This window comes from Sphingobium indicum B90A (assembly GCF_000264945.2).
GTDB classification, from domain to species: domain Bacteria; phylum Pseudomonadota; class Alphaproteobacteria; order Sphingomonadales; family Sphingomonadaceae; genus Sphingobium; species Sphingobium indicum.
On the sequence record NZ_CP013070.1, the window covers coordinates 834985 to 851961 of the forward strand.

The following is a 16977-nucleotide window of genomic DNA, read 5'->3' on the forward strand; positions in this document are numbered from 1 at the left end:
ATGGAAGATGAAGACGGCGAAAAGGAGATTCGCCGGGGCTGGCTCCGCTGGCTTGGCGTCGGCACGGGGTCGCTGGCGCTGGTCCTTGCCGCGCTGTGGACGCAACGCGCGCCCATCGCCGAAAATTTCATCAGCCGCGAACTCAACCGTCGGGGCGTGCAGGGCAGCTACGACCTGGCGGACATCGGCCTGCGCACCCAGCGGATCGAGAATATCGTGCTGGGCGATCCCGCCCGTCCCGACCTGACGGCGCGCTGGGTGGAGGTGGACATCGCCTTCACCGGGCTGGCCCCGCAAGTGGCGGCGGTGCGGGCCGGCGGCGTCAGGATGCGGGGATCGCTGCGCAACGGCGTGCTGAACCTGGGGGAGGTCGACAAGTTCCGCGATCCGAAGTCCGCCGCGCCTTTCAGCTTGCCCGACATTCTGCTGGCGCTGAGCGATGCGCGGCTGCGGCTGGATACAGATGCCGGGGCTATCGGCATGCAGATTGACGGGCAGGGGAACCTGCGGTCGGGCTTCCGGGGCAGGCTGGCGGCGGCGATGCCCAATGCGGGCGGCAAGGGATGCGGCCTGGCAAATTTGCGGGCGATGCTGGACATCGCGATGCAGGATGGACGCCCGCATCTCTCCGGCCCGCTGCGCGGCGAAGCGCTGGCCTGCCGCGATGCCGGCATCGCCATCGCGAAACCGGCCGCGGATGTGGATGTCCGACTCGGCAAGGCGCTGGATCGCTGGACCGGACGGGTCGACCTTATGGGCGAGGCGCTCAGGTCCGGCGGCATGGTTCTGGCGCGGCCTGCCGGGCGGATCGATTTCGACGGGACGGCCGATGCGACGGCCGGGCGAGCGCGAATCGGGGCGGCCGCCCTGTCGGCCGGCGGCGCGCTGGCCGGCCCCGCCGACTTTCGGGGGGCCTGGCATGCCGGCAGGGGCGATATGGGCCTGAAGGGTCGCCTGTCCGTCCGGCAATTGCGCTTCGCCGGGCGCGACCCCCTGGCCGCTGCGCGCGCATCGACTGCCGGGACGCCCGTCGGCCCCTTGGCGGCGCGCCTCGCCGATGCGGTGCGGCGGGCGGGCGAGGACAATGTCCTGCAAACCGGCCTCGCCTTTGCGCAGCGGGGAAAGGGAGGCAGCCTGGCCCTGACCGATGCCCGATTTTCGGCGCGCAGCGGTGCGCGGATCGCCATTCCGGGAGGCGGCCGCGTGACGGTCGGCTGGCCGGGCAAGGGCGGACAGCCGGTCGACTGGGCGCTTGACGGGGCGATCACGACGGAGGGCGGCGGATTTCCCAGGGCGGCGCTGCGGCTGGCGCGTCGGCCGGGCGGAGGCCTGGGCGGACAATTGTTCGTTGAACCCTATGCGGCGGGCGATGCCAGGCTGTCGCTGGAGCCGGTGCGGTTCGTCGCGGGGCCGAAGGGCGATACGCGCTTTTCGACGCAGCTGCGGCTCGACGGGCCGCTTCCCGGCGGAAGGCTGCGCGGGCTGGCGGCGCCGGTCGAAGGGCAGATGAGCGCCGACGGCGCATTGGCGATCAACTCGCGCTGCGTGCCGATCTCGCTGATCGAGGCGCGCTATGGCAATTTCTCGCTTGGGCGGACCCGGCAGACGCTGTGCCCCGTCGGGCGGTCGCTGCTGGCGGTCGGGCCGGGCGGCGTGCGCGGCGGCGCCGAAATCCGCAAGCTAGCACTGGCCGGGAAAAGCGGGGATAGCCCGATGCGCCTTTCCGCCGACAGCGCCCGCCTTGCCATGGGGCGGCAGGGCTTCGCGCTCGCCAATGCCGAACTGGCGATCGGGCCGCAGGATTCGCCGGTTCGGCTGAGCGCGGCGACGCTGACCGGAAAGGCGACGGCCAAGGGGCTGGGCGGCCGATTGACTGGCGCGGGCGGACGGATCGGGTCCGTGCCGCTGATCGTCGAAAATGGCGCGGGCGACTGGAGCTTCGCCGACGGCGCGCTGAAGCTGGCCGCCGAGATGACGGTGCGCGATGCGCAGGCGCCGGGCCGGTTCGAACCGCTGAACGTCCCCGACTTCGCGCTGACGCTGAAGGATTCGAGGATCGCCGCGACCGGATCGCTGCGGGCGCCGCGCAACGACGCGCTGGTCGCCCGTGCCGTGATCGCGCACGATTTGGGCAGCGGGCGCGGCAAGGCGGATCTGGCGGTTCCGGGATTGTCCTTTGGTCCGGGTCTGCAGCCGGAGGATGTGACCCGCCTCGCCCTTGGCGTGGTGGCCAATGTGACCGCGCAGGTCAGCGGGGAAGGGCATATCCGCTGGAACGGAACGCATGTGACCAGCGACGGCCTGTTCCGGACCGACAATGCCGCCCTGGCGGCGGCTTTCGGCCCGGTGGAGGGGCTGTCGGGCGAACTGCGCTTCACCGACCTGCTCGGCCTGGTCAGCGCGCCGGGGCAGGAAGTGCGGATGAGGTCGGTCAATCCGGGCGTGGAGGTTCGCGACGGCCATGTGCGCTATCGGCTGGAAGCGGGGCAGAAGGTGCGGATCGAAGGGGGCGGATGGCCCTTTTCCGGGGGGCAACTGGTCCTGCTGCCGACGACCATGGATTTCAGCGCCGATGTCGACCGATACATGACCTTCCGCGTCATCGGCCTGGACGCGGGCGCCTTCATCCAGGCGATGGACCTTAAGAATATTTCCGCCACGGGGACGTTCGACGGCATCATGCCTCTGATCTTTAACGCGCAGGGCGGGCGCGTGGCGGGCGGCGTGCTGACCGCGCGGCAGCAGGGCATGCCGCCGCTGATGATGCCGGAGGGCGTTCTGCCCACCATCCCCTGCGATCCGACGCGCCAGTCGGGGACGCTGTCCTATGTGGGGCCGGTGTCCAACGAGCAACTGGGCGCGATGGGCCGGCTGGCCTTCGATGCGCTCAAGAATCTCCAATATAAATGCCTTACCATCCTGATGGACGGCGCGCTGGACGGCGAAATGGTGACGAACGTCGTCTTCAACGGCGTCAATCGAGGGCAGATCGGCGGGGCGCCGGCGGGGCTGGCGCGGAATTTCACCGGCCTTCCCTTCATCTTCAACGTGCGGATCGCCGCGCCTTTCCGGGGCCTCCTGGGAACGGCGCAATCCTTCATCGACCCATCGACCCTCATACAGAACAGCATAGGCGACCAGATGCAGGAGGCTATGCGGTCCAGGATGGGCCAACAGGGGGTTGCAGTTCAGCCTGCCGAAAGCGAAACTATGCGAAACGGGGAGCAGAAATGAAGAAGCGAACGATCATCGCGGCGGGCTTCGCCGGTTTGGCCCTGGGGGGCTGCATCCAGGTGAAGGCGCCCGACAAGCCCATAGAGATCAACCTCAATGTGAAGGTGCAGCAGGAAGTCGTCGTCCGCCTGCAACGCGACGCGCAGGATTTGATCCAGAATAATCCGGAGTTGTTCCCGCAATGACACGCAAATTCTTGATGATCGCCGCGTCGGCCGCGGTGGCGCTGGCGACCGGCCTGGTCATGACCTCCCCCGCGCGGGCGCAGTCCGGCGCCGTCGCCGCCGCCATGAGCGCGGGGACGGTGGGCGAGCAGGCCGACGGCTATCTCGGCATTGCCGGATCGGTCAGCGACGCGGTGCGGCAGGAGGTCGAGTCGATCAACATCAAGCGCAGGGCCGCCTATACCGACCTTGCCGGCAAGCGCGGCGTGACGGTGCAGGATGTCGCGGCGGCGACGGGATGCCAGACGCTCAGCAGCCGGGTGAAGCCCGGCCAGGTCTATCGCATCGGCGCCGGCGCGTGGCAGACCAAGGGCGCCGGCCCCATCGCGCTGCCGGGCTATTGCGCCACGGCCGGCTGATTTGCCAAGGGTCGCCCGGCCGCGCTAGTGGACTTTGGACCCAGCTTCGTTCGGGCGGGAAAATCTCCTGCCCAACGACGGTTGACACTCCCCAAAGCCCTTTCTAAACGGGCCGCGCCTTGACGGGTGCAGCCGTAACCGCCATGCCGCCTGACGTTGGCTTCTAAAGCCTGGACGGAGGGATGCGGCATGGCAGCGGATGCACCGGGGCAGGACCCGGCGGGGGAGGATGCGCGGATCGCTTCTTTGGAGGAGCGGATCGCACAGGCCGAACAAGCCGAAAAGGTCAGACAGGGGACACAGGTGCAGCAGGCGGACGATGGGTCGCGCCTGGGCAACAGGGTTCTCGCGGAGCTGATCGGCGGTCTTGCCGGCGGTGCCGTGGTTGGTGGGACTTTGGACTACTTCCTGCGGACATCCCCTTGGCTCCTGTTGGCATTCCTCGGTCTTGGGATCGTGGCGGCGTTCAGGAACATCATCAGATTGACGACGACGAAGCGTCCCGACTGACAGGGACGCTTTTATCTTGGTCCGAAGGTTTAGGCGTTACAGGGGTCCAGCGTGGCAGAATCCGGCAAAATCGATCCGATGCACCAGTTTGCGATCGAACCGCTGTTCGGTACGGACCATCTGTCGATCGGCGGCTTCAACATCGCCTTCACCAACAGCGCCCTCTATATGGTGGCCGCCGCTGTCGTGCTGTGGATCTTCGTCGTCGGCGGCATGAAGCGGGAACTGGTCCCCGGCCGCTGGCAGATGGCGGTCGAATATATGACCGGCTTCATCAAGAGCCTGCTGATCGCCAATGTGGGCGAAGGCGGCAAGAAGTATATTCCCTATGTCTTCTCGCTGTTCATGTTCATCCTGCTGGCGAACCTGCTCGGCCTGCTGCCGCTGGGCCTGGTCGGCCTGCACCCCTTCACCTTCACCAGCCATTTCACGGCGACCGGCGTGCTCGCGATCATGAGCTTCGCGATCGTGCTGGCGGTGGGCTTCTACAAGCATGGCCTGCACTTCTTCTCGCTGTTCGTGCCGCACGGCACTCCGTTGCCGATGATCCCGGTCATTTTCCCGATCGAGCTGATCTCCTTCATGGTGCGCCCGTTCAGCCTGGGGCTGCGACTGTTCGTCGCGATGACCGCCGGCCACGTGCTGCTGAAGGTGCTGGCGGGCTTCGTCATCAACGCATCGAATGCGGGCGTCGGTTACGGCCTGACCGTCGGCAGCGCCAGCTTCATCCTGATGATCGGCATCAGCGCCCTGGAAGTGCTGGTCGCGGTGATCCAGGCCTATGTGTTCGCGCTGCTGACCTCGGTCTACATCAACGATGCCGAGAACTTGCACTGATTTTCCGTCATTACCTCAACGTTCGAATAGAATTTAGAAAAGGAGTTTAGAACATGGACGCAGAAGCCGCAAAGCTGCTCGGTGCTGGCCTGGCCGCCATCGGTGCGGGCATCGCCGCCCTCGGTGTGGGCAACGTCTTCAGCTCGTTCCTCGAAGGCGCGCTGCGCAACCCCGGCGCCGCCGACGGTCAGCAGGGCCGCCTGTTCATCGGTTTCGCCGCCGCGGAACTTCTGGGTCTGCTGGCGTTCGTCATCGCCATGATCCTGGTGTTCGTGGCCTGAACAGCCGCTTTGGGGCGGGCATGGATGACTCCATGTCATCCATGCCCGTTCCCTGATTGACCGCGCCCCGATCGGACGGACCCGAAAAATGCCTCAAATCGCGCAAATTGCCGAAACCTATTCATCGCAGATCTTCTGGCTGCTGCTGACCTTCGGTTTCGTTTTCTTCGTCATCGGCCTCGGCATGGTGCCGAAGGTTCAGGCGACGGCCGATGCGCGCGACGCGAAGATCACCGGCGATCTGGATGCCGCCAAGGCGGCTTTCGCCCGCGCTGACGAGGCGGAGGCCGACTATCGCGCCCGCGATGCCGAAAGCCGCGCCGTCGCCCAGGCAAGCCTGGCCAAGGCGAAGGCAGAGGCGGCCAAGGCTTCCGAAGCCCGGCTGGCAGCCGCCGATGCGGACATCGCAAGCCGGATCGCCGCGGCCGAAGCCCGCATCAAGGCTGCAACCGACGCAGCCATGGCAGAGATTGAAACCGTTGCCGCTGACGCAGCGCGCGACATGGTGGCTCGCATTTCCGGCGTCAACGCCTCGGAAGATGCAGCCCGCAACGCAGTAAAGGCGGCACTGGCCCATGGCTGAGGCAGCACAGCATAAAGCTGGAGAGCAGGGTGGGGCGGAAGCCCCGCACCTAAACGAGGCGATCCATGCCGAGGGGATGGAGCCGGTCGGCACCGTCGCCCATGAAGGCGTGGCTCCGCATACCGACCCGAAGGCCGTCGGCATGGACGCCACGGCCTGGGTCAGCCTGGCGATGGCGGTGTTCATCCTGATCCTGCTGGTCAAGAAGGTGCCCGGCCTGATCGGCGGCGCGCTGGACGGCCGGATCGCCCAGATCAAGGCGCAGTTGGAGGAAGCCTCCAAGCTGCGCGCCGAAGCCGAAGCGCTCAAGGCCGAATATGAAGCCAGGCTGGCCGCCGCCGCCGGCGAGGCTGAGACGATGCGCAAGTCGGCCGAGCATGAGGCGGCCACGCTGCTGGAGGATGCGAAGGCCAATGCGGCCGCTCTCGTCTCGCGCCGTCAGAAGATGGCGGAGGACAAGATTGGCGCGGCCGAGCGCGCGGCCATCGCCGACATCCGGACGAAAGCCGTGCGCGCCGCCACCGGCGCCGCCGCGTCGCTGATCGCGCAGGGGCATGACGCCAAGGCCGATAAGCTGCTGGTCGACGACGCGATCAAGGGGCTTGGCCCCAGCGTCTGAGCCTGTTCCAGGGGTGGAAAAAAGGGCCGGTGCGGATCGTCGCGCCGGCCTTTTTGTTTGTCTGGTCGTGTGGGCGTTTGTGGTTTGGGTGGGCCATTAGCGGCCCCTAAATCCTCCCTACGCGAAGCGTGGGGAGGGGGACCATGCGAAGCATGGTGGAGGGGAAATTCGGAGGTCGTGCCCCATCCCCTCCACCACCGCTTTCAGCGGCGGTCCCCCTCCCCATCAAAGATGGGGAGGGATAGGAGAGGTCCGCTCTCCACCCGACCCCCCTATTTTGCCATGCCGTCCGCCGGCGCCATTGCGATCCTCGCCGGGCCCGCTATTTCTGCCGCATGTCCGGCCCGCAATCTCCCGATCGTTTCCATGAAGACAAGGCGGCCTTCACCGTCACCGGCAGCCAGCCCGACATGGAGGCGGGCGTGGAGGCGATCCGCACCACGCTCAAGGCCCTGCCGACGCGCCCCGGCGTCTATCGCATGCAGGATGCGCGAGGGGACGTGCTCTATGTCGGCAAGGCGCGGGCGCTGCGCAACCGCGTGACCAGCTATACCCAGGTCGACCGCCTGCCCAAGCGGCTCCAGCGCATGGTCGCCCAGACCCGTTCCATGACGATCGTCACCACCAACAGCGAGGCGGAGGCGCTGTTGCTGGAGGCGCAGCTCATCAAGCGTTTCCGCCCGCCCTATAATGTCCTGCTGCGCGACGACAAGAGCTTCCCCTTCATCCTGCTGCGCGAGGATCATGACTTTCCCCGCGTCCAGAAGCATCGCGGCGCGCGCAAATATAAGGGTCGCTATTACGGCCCCTTCGCCAGCGCCGGATCGGTGACGCGGACCATCAACGCGCTGCAAAAGCTGTTCCTGCTCAGAAGCTGCACCGACAGTTTCTTCGCCAATCGCTCGCGGCCCTGCCTGCTCTATCAGATCCGCCGCTGTTCCGCGCCTTGCGTGGGCAGGATCGACGACGCCGCCTATGGCGAACTGGTGAAGGATGCGCAGGATTTCCTGGGCGGCAAGTCGACCGCCGTGCAGAAGAAACTGGGGGAGGCGATGCAGGCGGCATCCGACGCCATGGATTTCGAGCAGGCGGCTGTGCTGCGAGACCGGCTGAAGGCGCTGACCTTCATCCAGGGCAGCCAGGCGATCAATGCCGAAGGGCTGGGCGATGCGGACATCTTCGCGCTCGCGGCCAGGGGCGGTGCGATGTGCATCCAGGCCTTCTTCATCCGGGGGGGGCAGAATTGGGGCCATCGCAGCTTCTTCCCCGTCCACACCGCCGAAGTGGCGGAGGATGAGGTGCTGGCCAGCTTCATGGCGCAATTCTACGAGGAGGTGCCGCCGCCCAAGCTGATCCTTGCCGATCGCGCGCCGGCGGAATGCGAACTGATGGCGCAGGCGCTCACCGAACGCATCGGCTCCAGGGTCCGGATAGAGGTGCCGCAGCGCGGCGAGCGCACCCGCCTGATCAAACAGGCGCAGCGCAATGCCGTGGAGGCGCTCGACCGCCGCCTCGCTGAAACCACCACCCAGGCCAAGGTGCTGGAGGAGATGGTGGAGGCGTTCGGCCTGGAGGGCGTGCCCGACCGGATAGAGATATACGACAACAGCCATATCCAGGGCAGCCATGCGCTGGGCGCCATGGTGGTCGCGGGGCCGGAGGGTTTCCGCAAGAACGCCTATCGCAAGTTCAACATGAAGAACCCCGCAACCTCCCAGGACGATTTCGCGATGATGCGCGAGATGTTCGAGCGACGCTTCGGCAGGGCGGCGCGGGAGGACCCGGATCGCGACAGCGGCGAATGGCCGGACCTGGTGCTGATCGACGGCGGCAAGGGGCAATTGTCCGCCGCCCGCGCCATATTGGAAGATATGGGCATAGAGGATGTCTGCATGATCGGCATCGCCAAGGGGCCGCACCATGGGCGCGAAGGGCGGGAGGTCTTCCACATGCCTGACGGGCGGGAGATCAGTTTCCCGCTCAACCATCCCGTGCTCTTCTACCTCCAGCGCCTGCGGGACGAGGCGCACCGCTTTGCCATCGGCGCGCACCGGCAGAAGCGCAGCAAGGCGATCACCGTCAGTTCGCTCGACGAGGTGCCGGGCATCGGCCCGTCCCGCAAGAAGGCGCTGCTGATGCACTTCGGAACCGCCAAGGCGGTGAAAAGCGCGGCGCTGGAAGACCTGCTGAAGGCGCCGGGCGTTTCCAAGGCTGTGGCGCAGCAGGTCTATGACTATTTCCACGGCTGATCGGTCTCAGGGCATTCCCTGCGACGAACGGAGCCATCCCCGTTTGACCATCGCCATTTGACCGGGGCATGATTTCCTTTCCATAAGGAGCGGCCCGCCAGACAATATGCATCGGGCCGGATGAAGGATGTGCGTCACGCGATGAATGGGCCGGGCGAAATCGCGATGCGCTTGAGCTGGTGGGACGCGCGGACGCTGTCGGCCCTGCGCCCCTGGCAGACGCTCAATTTCACCCGGCTGTTGCTGGCCGTCATCTATGCCGTGGTGAGCTTCGGCTTCTCCAGCGCCCGCTACTGGGCGGAGATCGCGGAGCATGCGCTGATCCTGCTCATGCTGTTGCTGGCGCTGGCCGCGGTGTTCCTGTCGTCGCGTTCCTGGGTGACGGACATGCGGATCAGGCGGCCGGTCATCTATCTGGACACGCTGCTGTTCCTGGCGCTGCTGGTCGTCACCAACCCGTCCAACAGCCCCTATTTTTCCGGCAGCTTCTTCGTGGCCATCGAAGTGGCGTTGATCGTGCGGCGGCGGCTGCACCTGCTGGTCGCCCTGATGGCCGGGTTGGTGGCGGTCGGCACCACATGGGCCGACCAGATCATTTCCCTGCCTTCGGAACCCGAAGCGGAGCGGATCGTGCTTCGCGCCTGCTTTCTGGCGGTGGCGATCCTGGTGACCGGCGTGTTGCTGGGACCGCGCCGGGAAACGCTGCTGGAATTCGAACGGGACCGGCGCTTGCTGGAGGGCGAGCTGCCGCCCGCCGGCGGGGATCACGGCCCGTTCCTGCTCCATGCCCTGCGGCTTGCGACCGGCGGGCAGGGGGTTGCGGTGCTGTTCCGCCTTGCCAGCCATGAACCCCCGCGCTTCGCCAGCAGCGCGGCGCAGGAAATGCCGTCAGTGGGTTTCGGCAACCTGCTGACGGCGGAGACCGGCTGGCATGACCGGACGAGACATGCGTCGATTTCCCTGTCGGCCGATGGAATAGCCGTGCTGCGGCCATTGTCCGCGGGCGGCCGGGCATGGACGTCGCTGCTGGACGCCGAAACGCTGCTGACCGTCAGGGTGACCATCGGGACTTTCGAGGCGGTGGGAGCGGCCCGCCTGGGCGATCCCTGCCATGAGGACCGCGTCGCCATCGCCCAGCGGGTCTTCGAAAGCGCGTGCGAGGAACTTACCGTCCGCAACAGCCTGGACCTTGCCCATGTCATCGCCGGCGCGCGGGAGCGGGAACGGTTGCAGCGCGAACTGCACGACAGCGTCCTGCAGGCGCTGGCCAGCATCCGTTTCCAGATCGCGCCGCTGCTGGGCGGGCGGCAGGTTGAGCCGCGCGCCGTGATCCAGAATGTCGACCGCATCGCAAAGGACCAGATCGCCACGATCCGCTGGATCATCAATCCGGAAGCCGATGAGGAGGATTTCGCCTATCTGCCCGAAACGCTGGCGATGGTGGTGCGCTCCCTGGGGGAGCAATGGGGCATAGGCTGCGAGTTGAAGGTGGAGGACGGCAATTGCGCGACCAGCGCGCTGATCGGCCGGGAACTGAGCTTCGCCGTGCGGGAGATCGTCGCCAATGCGGTGCGCCATGCGGGGGCGACCATGGTGAATTTCGCGCTGGAGCCGGACGGCAACCGCATCGCCCTCCAGGTCAGCGACGACGGCGTCCCCAACATGGCGCGGCTGGGGTCGAGCGGGGCGGTGCCTTCGCGGTCGCTGATGCGGCGGATACAGATGTTGGGCGGGGAGGTGTTCCTCCAGAATATCGGCGGGCGCACGACCATCCGCATCACCGTTCCGCGCAAGTGAGGGGCGGCCGGACTTTATCTTTTCCGATGGCTCGCCATATCCCTTCGGCGCCGTAGAACTTTTCCCCAGGCCGCGCATTTACCTGGCGTTTACCAACATCGCGGATAGTCGCGGAGAGGTTCGGCGTTCGGAGGAGGTCCGGTTCCATGGTGCGAATGGTGAGGGACCGTCTCTACCGCAAGAGCGTGGCCGTCGTGCTGTCGATGCAGGTCAATCTGGAGCGGATCGTCGCCATCTGGATCATGGCCGCCGCCTTCGCCTGCGGCCTTCGCTTGGCCTTTCCCGCGACGCCCTACAGCGGAACGCCCTGGGGAAGCGGGATGGGCCTGCTGCCCTATCTGCTGGTCGTCGGCGCGCCCGTCGGGTCGCTGCTGCTGGGATTGAAGCTGTTTCCGGCCGGGCGCATCCATGCCCAGCCTGCCTTTCGGCTGGCGCAGGTCGGGCGCTGGCGCAAGGTGGACTGCCTGAAGGCGCGGGAGATGTCGCAATTCGGCCTCTATGGCGTGATGGCGTCGCTGCTGGTGGGGATCGCGCTGAACGTGCCGGTGCGCACGCTGGAATTTCTCGGCTCCATTCCCGCTCTGGGCAGCTACTCGCCGCCGTGGTTCGTCGGTCTGTACAGCGTGATGCTGGCGGACGTGGTGATCCTGTCCAGCCTCTACATGTTCGCCTTCGCCATGGCGCTGCGACTGGCGCCGCTCTTTCCGCGCTTCCTGGTAATGGTATGGGGCATCGATCTGCTGGCGCAGATCAGCATCGCGCATCTGGTCGCCGGGATCGACAATGTGCCCCATGGCGTGGATGCCGCGTTGCTGAACATGCTGACGGGCAATGTGAAGAAGGTGCTGATCAGCGCCGCCATCTGGCTGCCCTATCTGCTGCTGTCGGAACGGGTGAACGTCACCTTCCGCCAGCGCGTCAGTGCGCATTAAAGCGGGCTTGCGTTTTTCCCGAAATGGGACATTTGTAAGCGGCTGAATTGCGCCGAGCTTCTGTCGATGATTCGCACCTGATTCGCGGCGAACCGTGCCGCCAGCGGTTTTTCCGGCTCAAGTCGTCCGTTTTCCGCGATCCGAACAGTCTAGTACGAAGGTGTTAGCCATTCAGGCAATTCCCCTTCCGCTTTCCAATCATTCGTCCAAACAGACGTGGGATTATTCTATGAAGGCTCTTCGTTTGATTGAAATAAAAACCCAGAATTATTCATGTTACTGGGAATTTTATTTTGAAACGAAAATGTAGATGAAAATCAGAATCGGAGTAAAATATAATATAAGTTGTTATTTTCTAAAGTCATATATCCAAAGATATACTTAAAATCAATGTCGTTTACTTATGGTAACAATATTGGTTTCCGGAAAAGGTTAACAAAAAATAGCCATAAGTCACTGGAAAATATACGTATTTTTTACCATGTTGACTTGCATCGGCTTTGCTTCAATTTGACCCCAAGTTCTACGGGAACTGCCAACTACCTGGCGATCGGAACGATAACCGCCGCCGGGGTCGCGAGGTGGACAGGCCCCTACCGTAGAGCTGAGCAAGAGCGGCCGGCAATGGTTACCGGCGAAATAGGGGTGAAAGACATGACTTTTTTCAAGAAGCTGTGGAATGACCAGAGCGGCGCTTCGGCTGCTGAATATGCGCTGATCCTGGCGATTGTTGGCACCGGTATTGCGGTCGCTGCATGGAATTTGGGTGGTGCGATCAGCGGTTCGATGAACAAGGCCAAAGATTGCATTGCAGCAAATAGTTCGAGCGCGGCAAGCACCGCGTGTGGAGTTGCGGCTGCTACTCCTTAAATAATGGATTAGATACTGGCCAGCATATATGCTGGCCAGTTTTCATCGATTAAAACAATTCCGGGGGGAGTTGTCGTGGGGCAGCGCAGATCTCTTATAGTCCTTGGCCTCGCAATATTGCTGGGCCTTGCAGCAGTTTTCGTCGCCAACTCCTATCTGAGCCGTGCTGAAAAGGTGCCGCCACCGGAAGGCGGAATGGCAAAGGTCGTAGTGGCGACCGTCCCGCTGCCCTTCGGATCGGCGGTCACGGCCGAGAAAATCCGCGTGGTCGACTGGCCCGCCAATTCCGTGCCGCCCGGCGCTTTCCGTGATCCCATCCAACTGACCTCGCTCGGCAAGGGCCGCGTGGTTCTCCGACAGATCGAGCCGGGCGAGCCGATCCTGGCCTCCAAGCTCTCCGGAGAAGGAGGGCGCGCCACCATGTCGGCGGTGCTCGCCCCGGAAATGCGCGCCGTCGCCGTCCGCGTCAGCGATGTGGCCGCCGCGGGCGGCTTCGTGCTTCCCGGCGATACGGTCGACGTCTTCGTGACGCGCACGCTTCAGGACCCGATGGGCGGCGCCAGCCAGCAGATTACCGATGTTCTGTTGCAAGGCACCCGCGTCATAGCCATCGACCAGAACGCCAACGACACGTCGAAAGACCCGGCCGTCGGCAAGACCGCCACGCTGGAGGTCAACCAGGTCGACGCGCAGAAGCTGGTCCTGGCCCAGCAGGTGGGGCAACTCACGCTGGTCCTGCGCAACCTGACCGACAAGCCCAATCCGGCGGTGCAGACCGTGGGGATAGAGGATCTGCGCGACGGCGCCTATGTTGGCGGCTATGCCGGCCCCCGCGCCCGTTTCGCCGACATGGCCTATCTGCCGCCGCGTCCCGCCTCCGCCTTCCGCCCTGCGCGCCGCGCCGTGCCGAAGAACATGAACGCCCTGCCGTCAACCGCATCGGTCGAAATCGTGCGCGGCACGACCGGCACCAGCTATGAGGTGAAGCGCTATGGTTCCCGCTAAGTCCTTGCCCATGCTGGCGTCCCTGCTGGCGCTTGGCGCCGGGGCGTCGCTGCTGCCGATGCAGGCGCAGGCGCAGGTCGCCTCCCTCAATGTCAGCAACGCCAATCATGCCGGTCAACTCGACGTGCCGCTCAACAAGAGCCAGGTGCTGACGGTCGACCGGCCCTTCGCCAAAGCGCTGGTCGGCAATGCGGAAATCGCCGATGTCCTGCCCATGACCAACCGTTCGGTCTATGTGCTGGGCAAGAAGATGGGCACGACCAGCCTGACCCTCTACGACAGCCGCAACATGATGATCGCGGTGGTCGACGTGGCTGTCGGGCCGGACGTCGTGACGCTGAAGCGGCAATTGTCCGACCTGCTGCCCGGTCAGCCCATTGGCGCCCGCATATCCAATGACGCGGTGGTGCTGACCGGCACCGTGTCCAGCGCGGCGGCGGTCGACCGGGCGGTGCAGATCGCCAAGACCTATGCCGGGGACAAGGTCGTCAACATGATGTCGGTCGGCGCGGCGCAGCAGGTGATGCTGGAGGTGCGCTTCTCCGAAATGACACGCAGCGCCGCCAAGCAGTTGAATATCAATCACAGCTTCGTGAATGATAGCGGTAAATTCGTTGGCGGTATCGGCGATGTGGGATCAAAAGGGGCTGCCGCTATAGTTTCAGGGGGTACAGTAGATCTTGCGCCCCTGACCAATGGTGCGGGCGTTCTTGGCCGTCTTACGGAATTTGCCGGTCTGAATATTGCGTCCGCGCTCGATGCGCTGGAACGCAAAGGGTTGGCCACCACATTGGCGGAGCCGACGCTGATCGCGCTTTCGGGCGAGACGGCTTCCTTCCTGGCGGGTGGCGAATTTCCCATCCCAGTCGCTCAGAGCAATAGCGGTGGTGGCGGCGGTGGCGGTGGCGGTGGCGGTACAAATGCCATCACTGTCGAGTTCAAGCCTTTCGGTGTCAGCCTGGGCTTTACGCCGACAGTGCTGGAAGACGGCATCATCAACCTGGTGGTGGAACCGGAGGTCAGTTCCATCGACCCTTCGGCGTCGGTGACGATCAACGGCCTCACCATTCCGGGGCTGCAAACGCGTCGGGCCAGTTCGACGCTGGAATTGCGTGATGGGCAATCCTTTGCTCTGGCGGGACTGCTGCGCAAGGATTTTCAGGACACGGTGCGGCAATTCCCGATTTTGGGTTCCATCCCGATCATTGGCGCGCTGTTCCGTTCGAGCGGTTTCCAGAAGAGCGAGACCGAACTGGTCATCATCGTGACCCCGCGTCTGGTGAAGCCGATGCGGGCGGAGGATGTTGCCTTGCCCACCGACCGGGTGAAGCCGCCGCATGAGCTTGACCTGTTCCTGATGGGACGGACCGACAAGGCGGTGGGCATCAACCCGCTGAACCCCGATGCGATGCCGCCCGAAGCGCCGAAAAAAGCGCCCGCTCCGGCGAAGGAAGCGCCCGCTTCGGGCAAGACGCCCAGCGGATATGAATTGTGAGCAGGAGGCTGACGATGCGCGTTGCTTATATTGGAAGCGCCCTGATGTTGCCGCTGCTGGCGGGCTGCACGGCGAACGACCCGACTTTCGGCGGCGCGGTGCGCAGCAATTACGCGATGCAGGTGATCAATCCTGATCCGCAATATGAAGGCGCGTTGGTCGAGGGCGGTGATGGCCAGCGCTCGGCCGCGGCTGTGGAACGCTATCGCACCGACAAGGTGAAGAAACCGCAGTCGATCCGCACGACGAGCGGCTCCAGCGGTGGCGGCAGCGGCGGCAATTGATCGAAGGAGGCGAAGTGATCCCATGCCCCGCATTCGGAAAGGCCTGTTGCAGTCGACCGGCGGTGCGGTGGCGCCCACGGTTGCGCTGTCGCTTTTCGGATTGATCGCCGTGGGGGGTATCGCTTTCGACTATGCGCGGATGGCGAGTCTGGATTCCGAGTTGCAGAATGCGGCGGATCAGGCTGCGCTTGCGGCGGCGACGCAGCTTGACGGTAAAACGGGCGCCTGCAGCCGCGCCGCGAACGCGGCGAGCGCCCTGATACGAAATGATGCCCGTTTTGCCAATGATGGCAATGCCAGCGGTCTCGCAATCACGGTAGCGAATGAGGCCACATGCGACCGGACGGGCTTCATCAAATTCTACAAGAATAAGGATCGGAGTGATACTGGAACGCTCGCCGATGCGGATGTCAATTTCGTAGAGGTTACGGTCAATTCTCGCACGGCTCGTTTTGCGTTGACGCCTGTCGTCGCGATGTTTTCCTCCGGTCCTTTATCGGCCACGGCTTATGCCGGATTGGGGGAAGCCATTTGCAAGGTGCCGCCGGTGATGATTTGCAACCCGGATGAGCCGATTGGCAACACCGATGTGGATTATGATTTCGTAGTTGCCAACCGGATAGGCAAAGGGCTCAAACTGGTCGCGGTCGGCAATGGTAACAGCGCCTGGGCGCCGGGCAATTTTGGCTATCTCGATACTGGTTCATCGACCTCGAACCCCAATGTGGAATTGCGCGAAGCGCTCGGTTGGATTTCTGTGCCTGGCGACTGTTCCAGCTTGGAAGGCGTTAAAACGCGTACTGGTGCAGGTACGACTGTGACGCAGGCGATTAATACCCGGTTCGACATTTATGAACGGGCCAACAATAATGCGGAGAGCGGCACCGGAAATAACGGGAATGGCAATAACGCTTCCTGTCCCAGCGGCGGTCTTTGCCCTCCTTCCATCAATACGGTGAAGGATGTCGTTCGCAAAAATGCTCCCGGTAGCGCGAACAAATGCGGGTTCGCCAACAATGAATGGGAATTGCCTTCCCCGGAATATTCGCCATCATCCCCCACAGCTGATCTTGCTTTGGCAAATATGCCGCAGGCCATGGGCTATCCACGGGATAAATGTCATGCCGTCTCCACAGCGGGGTCTTGTAGCGCGGGCAAAGTCGGTGATGGGAATTGGGATAGAAACGCGTATTTTTACGTGAATTATAATTGGGGCAGTGCCGATTGGCCTGTTTACACAAGTACAGCTACCAATCCTCTCCCATCCAATCCTACGCGCTATCAGGTGTATAATTGGGAAATACAGCATCGCGGCGAAACCATTGGCGGCAAAGTCATTTTGTCGACGCGCACGACCAGTTCCTCGCCGTCATCGGAAGATTATGATGCCCCCATCTGCTCCCCTCTTCAGGGATATGGATCGGGACTGGTGCCCGGTGGCAGTACGGTAGATCGTCGCAGAATTTCTGCGGCCGTGATCAACTGCAATGCCTATAATGTGCATGGTGGCGGTGGAACCGTTTACCCGGTCAAGAAGTGGATCGAACTTTTCCTGGTCGAGCCATCTCTCAATCGTGCAAGGACAGATGCAAACGATGTCTATGCCGAAGTCATTGGCGAAACGACTTTGGGTGGAGGAGGTGCGACAGCCAGTCAGGTTACGCAGCGCGCTGTCCCCTATTTGATCGAGTGACAGCC

At 63.9% G+C, this 16977-nt stretch carries 16 protein-coding genes; all 16 read left to right on the top strand.

All coding sequences use genetic code 11. The features are described 5' to 3' along the window. The 16 genes from SIDU_RS04165 to SIDU_RS04240 all read left to right on the top strand — a co-directional run bounded on the left by SIDU_RS04165 (position 1) and on the right by SIDU_RS04240 (position 16972). Positions 1–3234, top strand: a complete 3234-nt coding sequence (locus SIDU_RS04165) for an intermembrane phospholipid transport protein YdbH family protein (RefSeq protein ID WP_007685340.1) — start codon at positions 1–3, stop codon at positions 3232–3234. Then, positions 3231–3419, top strand: a complete 189-nt coding sequence (locus tag SIDU_RS04170; protein WP_007685342.1) for a YnbE family lipoprotein — start codon at positions 3231–3233, stop codon at positions 3417–3419. The genes SIDU_RS04165 and SIDU_RS04170 overlap by 4 nt, the downstream gene beginning before the upstream one ends. Beyond that, the gene (locus SIDU_RS04175; RefSeq protein ID WP_007685344.1) at positions 3416–3817 is read left to right on the top strand and encodes a YdbL family probable chaperone protein; all 402 of its coding nucleotides are present in this window, start codon (positions 3416–3418) and stop codon (positions 3815–3817) included. Before SIDU_RS04170 ends, SIDU_RS04175 begins: the two co-directional genes overlap by 4 nt. Positions 3818–4006: 189 nt before the next feature. After that, positions 4007–4327 carry an AtpZ/AtpI family protein gene (locus SIDU_RS04180; RefSeq protein WP_007685346.1) on the top strand — a complete coding sequence of 107 codons (321 nt, stop codon included), beginning with the start codon at positions 4007–4009 and terminating at the stop codon, positions 4325–4327. Between the two features lie 51 nt (positions 4328–4378). Next, positions 4379–5164: a F0F1 ATP synthase subunit A gene (locus SIDU_RS04185; RefSeq protein WP_007685348.1), complete on the top strand. Its 786-nt coding sequence runs from the start codon at positions 4379–4381 to the stop codon at positions 5162–5164. 53 nt (positions 5165–5217) lie between these two features. After that, positions 5218–5445 (top strand): F0F1 ATP synthase subunit C, encoded by a 228-nt coding sequence (locus tag SIDU_RS04190; RefSeq protein WP_004207392.1) that lies wholly within the window; start codon positions 5218–5220, stop codon positions 5443–5445. An 88-nt stretch (positions 5446–5533) separates the two neighbouring features. Continuing rightward, positions 5534–6028 carry a F0F1 ATP synthase subunit B family protein gene (locus SIDU_RS04195; RefSeq protein ID WP_007685360.1) on the top strand — a complete coding sequence of 165 codons (495 nt, stop codon included), beginning with the start codon at positions 5534–5536 and terminating at the stop codon, positions 6026–6028. After that, complete coding sequence (locus SIDU_RS04200) at positions 6021–6647, top strand: F0F1 ATP synthase subunit B family protein (protein ID WP_025160884.1); 627 nt, start codon at positions 6021–6023, stop codon at positions 6645–6647. The genes SIDU_RS04195 and SIDU_RS04200 overlap by 8 nt, the downstream gene beginning before the upstream one ends. Positions 6648–6982: 335 nt before the next feature. Then, positions 6983–8896 carry an excinuclease ABC subunit UvrC gene (gene uvrC, locus SIDU_RS04205; RefSeq protein ID WP_007685362.1) on the top strand — a complete coding sequence of 638 codons (1914 nt, stop codon included), beginning with the start codon at positions 6983–6985 and terminating at the stop codon, positions 8894–8896. A 141-nt stretch (positions 8897–9037) separates the two neighbouring features. Further along, positions 9038–10693 carry a sensor histidine kinase gene (locus SIDU_RS04210; RefSeq protein WP_007685363.1) on the top strand — a complete coding sequence of 552 codons (1656 nt, stop codon included), beginning with the start codon at positions 9038–9040 and terminating at the stop codon, positions 10691–10693. Between the two features lie 146 nt (positions 10694–10839). Then, entirely contained in the window at positions 10840–11625 is a 786-nt protein-coding gene (locus SIDU_RS04215) for a DUF2569 family protein (protein ID WP_039979946.1), read from the top strand. 390 nt (positions 11626–12015) lie between these two features. Next, positions 12016–12495, top strand: a complete 480-nt coding sequence (locus SIDU_RS20330) for a Flp family type IVb pilin (protein ID WP_409349301.1) — start codon at positions 12016–12018, stop codon at positions 12493–12495. 75 nt (positions 12496–12570) lie between these two features. Next, positions 12571–13500, top strand: a complete 930-nt coding sequence (gene cpaB / locus SIDU_RS04225) for a Flp pilus assembly protein CpaB (protein WP_174550387.1) — start codon at positions 12571–12573, stop codon at positions 13498–13500. 10 nt (positions 13501–13510) lie between these two features. Beyond that, positions 13511–14995 carry a type II and III secretion system protein family protein gene (locus tag SIDU_RS04230; protein ID WP_007685451.1) on the top strand — a complete coding sequence of 495 codons (1485 nt, stop codon included), beginning with the start codon at positions 13511–13513 and terminating at the stop codon, positions 14993–14995. A 14-nt stretch (positions 14996–15009) separates the two neighbouring features. After that, positions 15010–15279 (top strand): hypothetical protein, encoded by a 270-nt coding sequence (locus SIDU_RS04235; protein ID WP_007685449.1) that lies wholly within the window; start codon positions 15010–15012, stop codon positions 15277–15279. Between the two features lie 22 nt (positions 15280–15301). Continuing rightward, positions 15302–16972: a pilus assembly protein TadG-related protein gene (locus SIDU_RS04240; protein WP_007685447.1), complete on the top strand. Its 1671-nt coding sequence runs from the start codon at positions 15302–15304 to the stop codon at positions 16970–16972. Positions 16973–16977 lie beyond the last annotated feature (5 nt).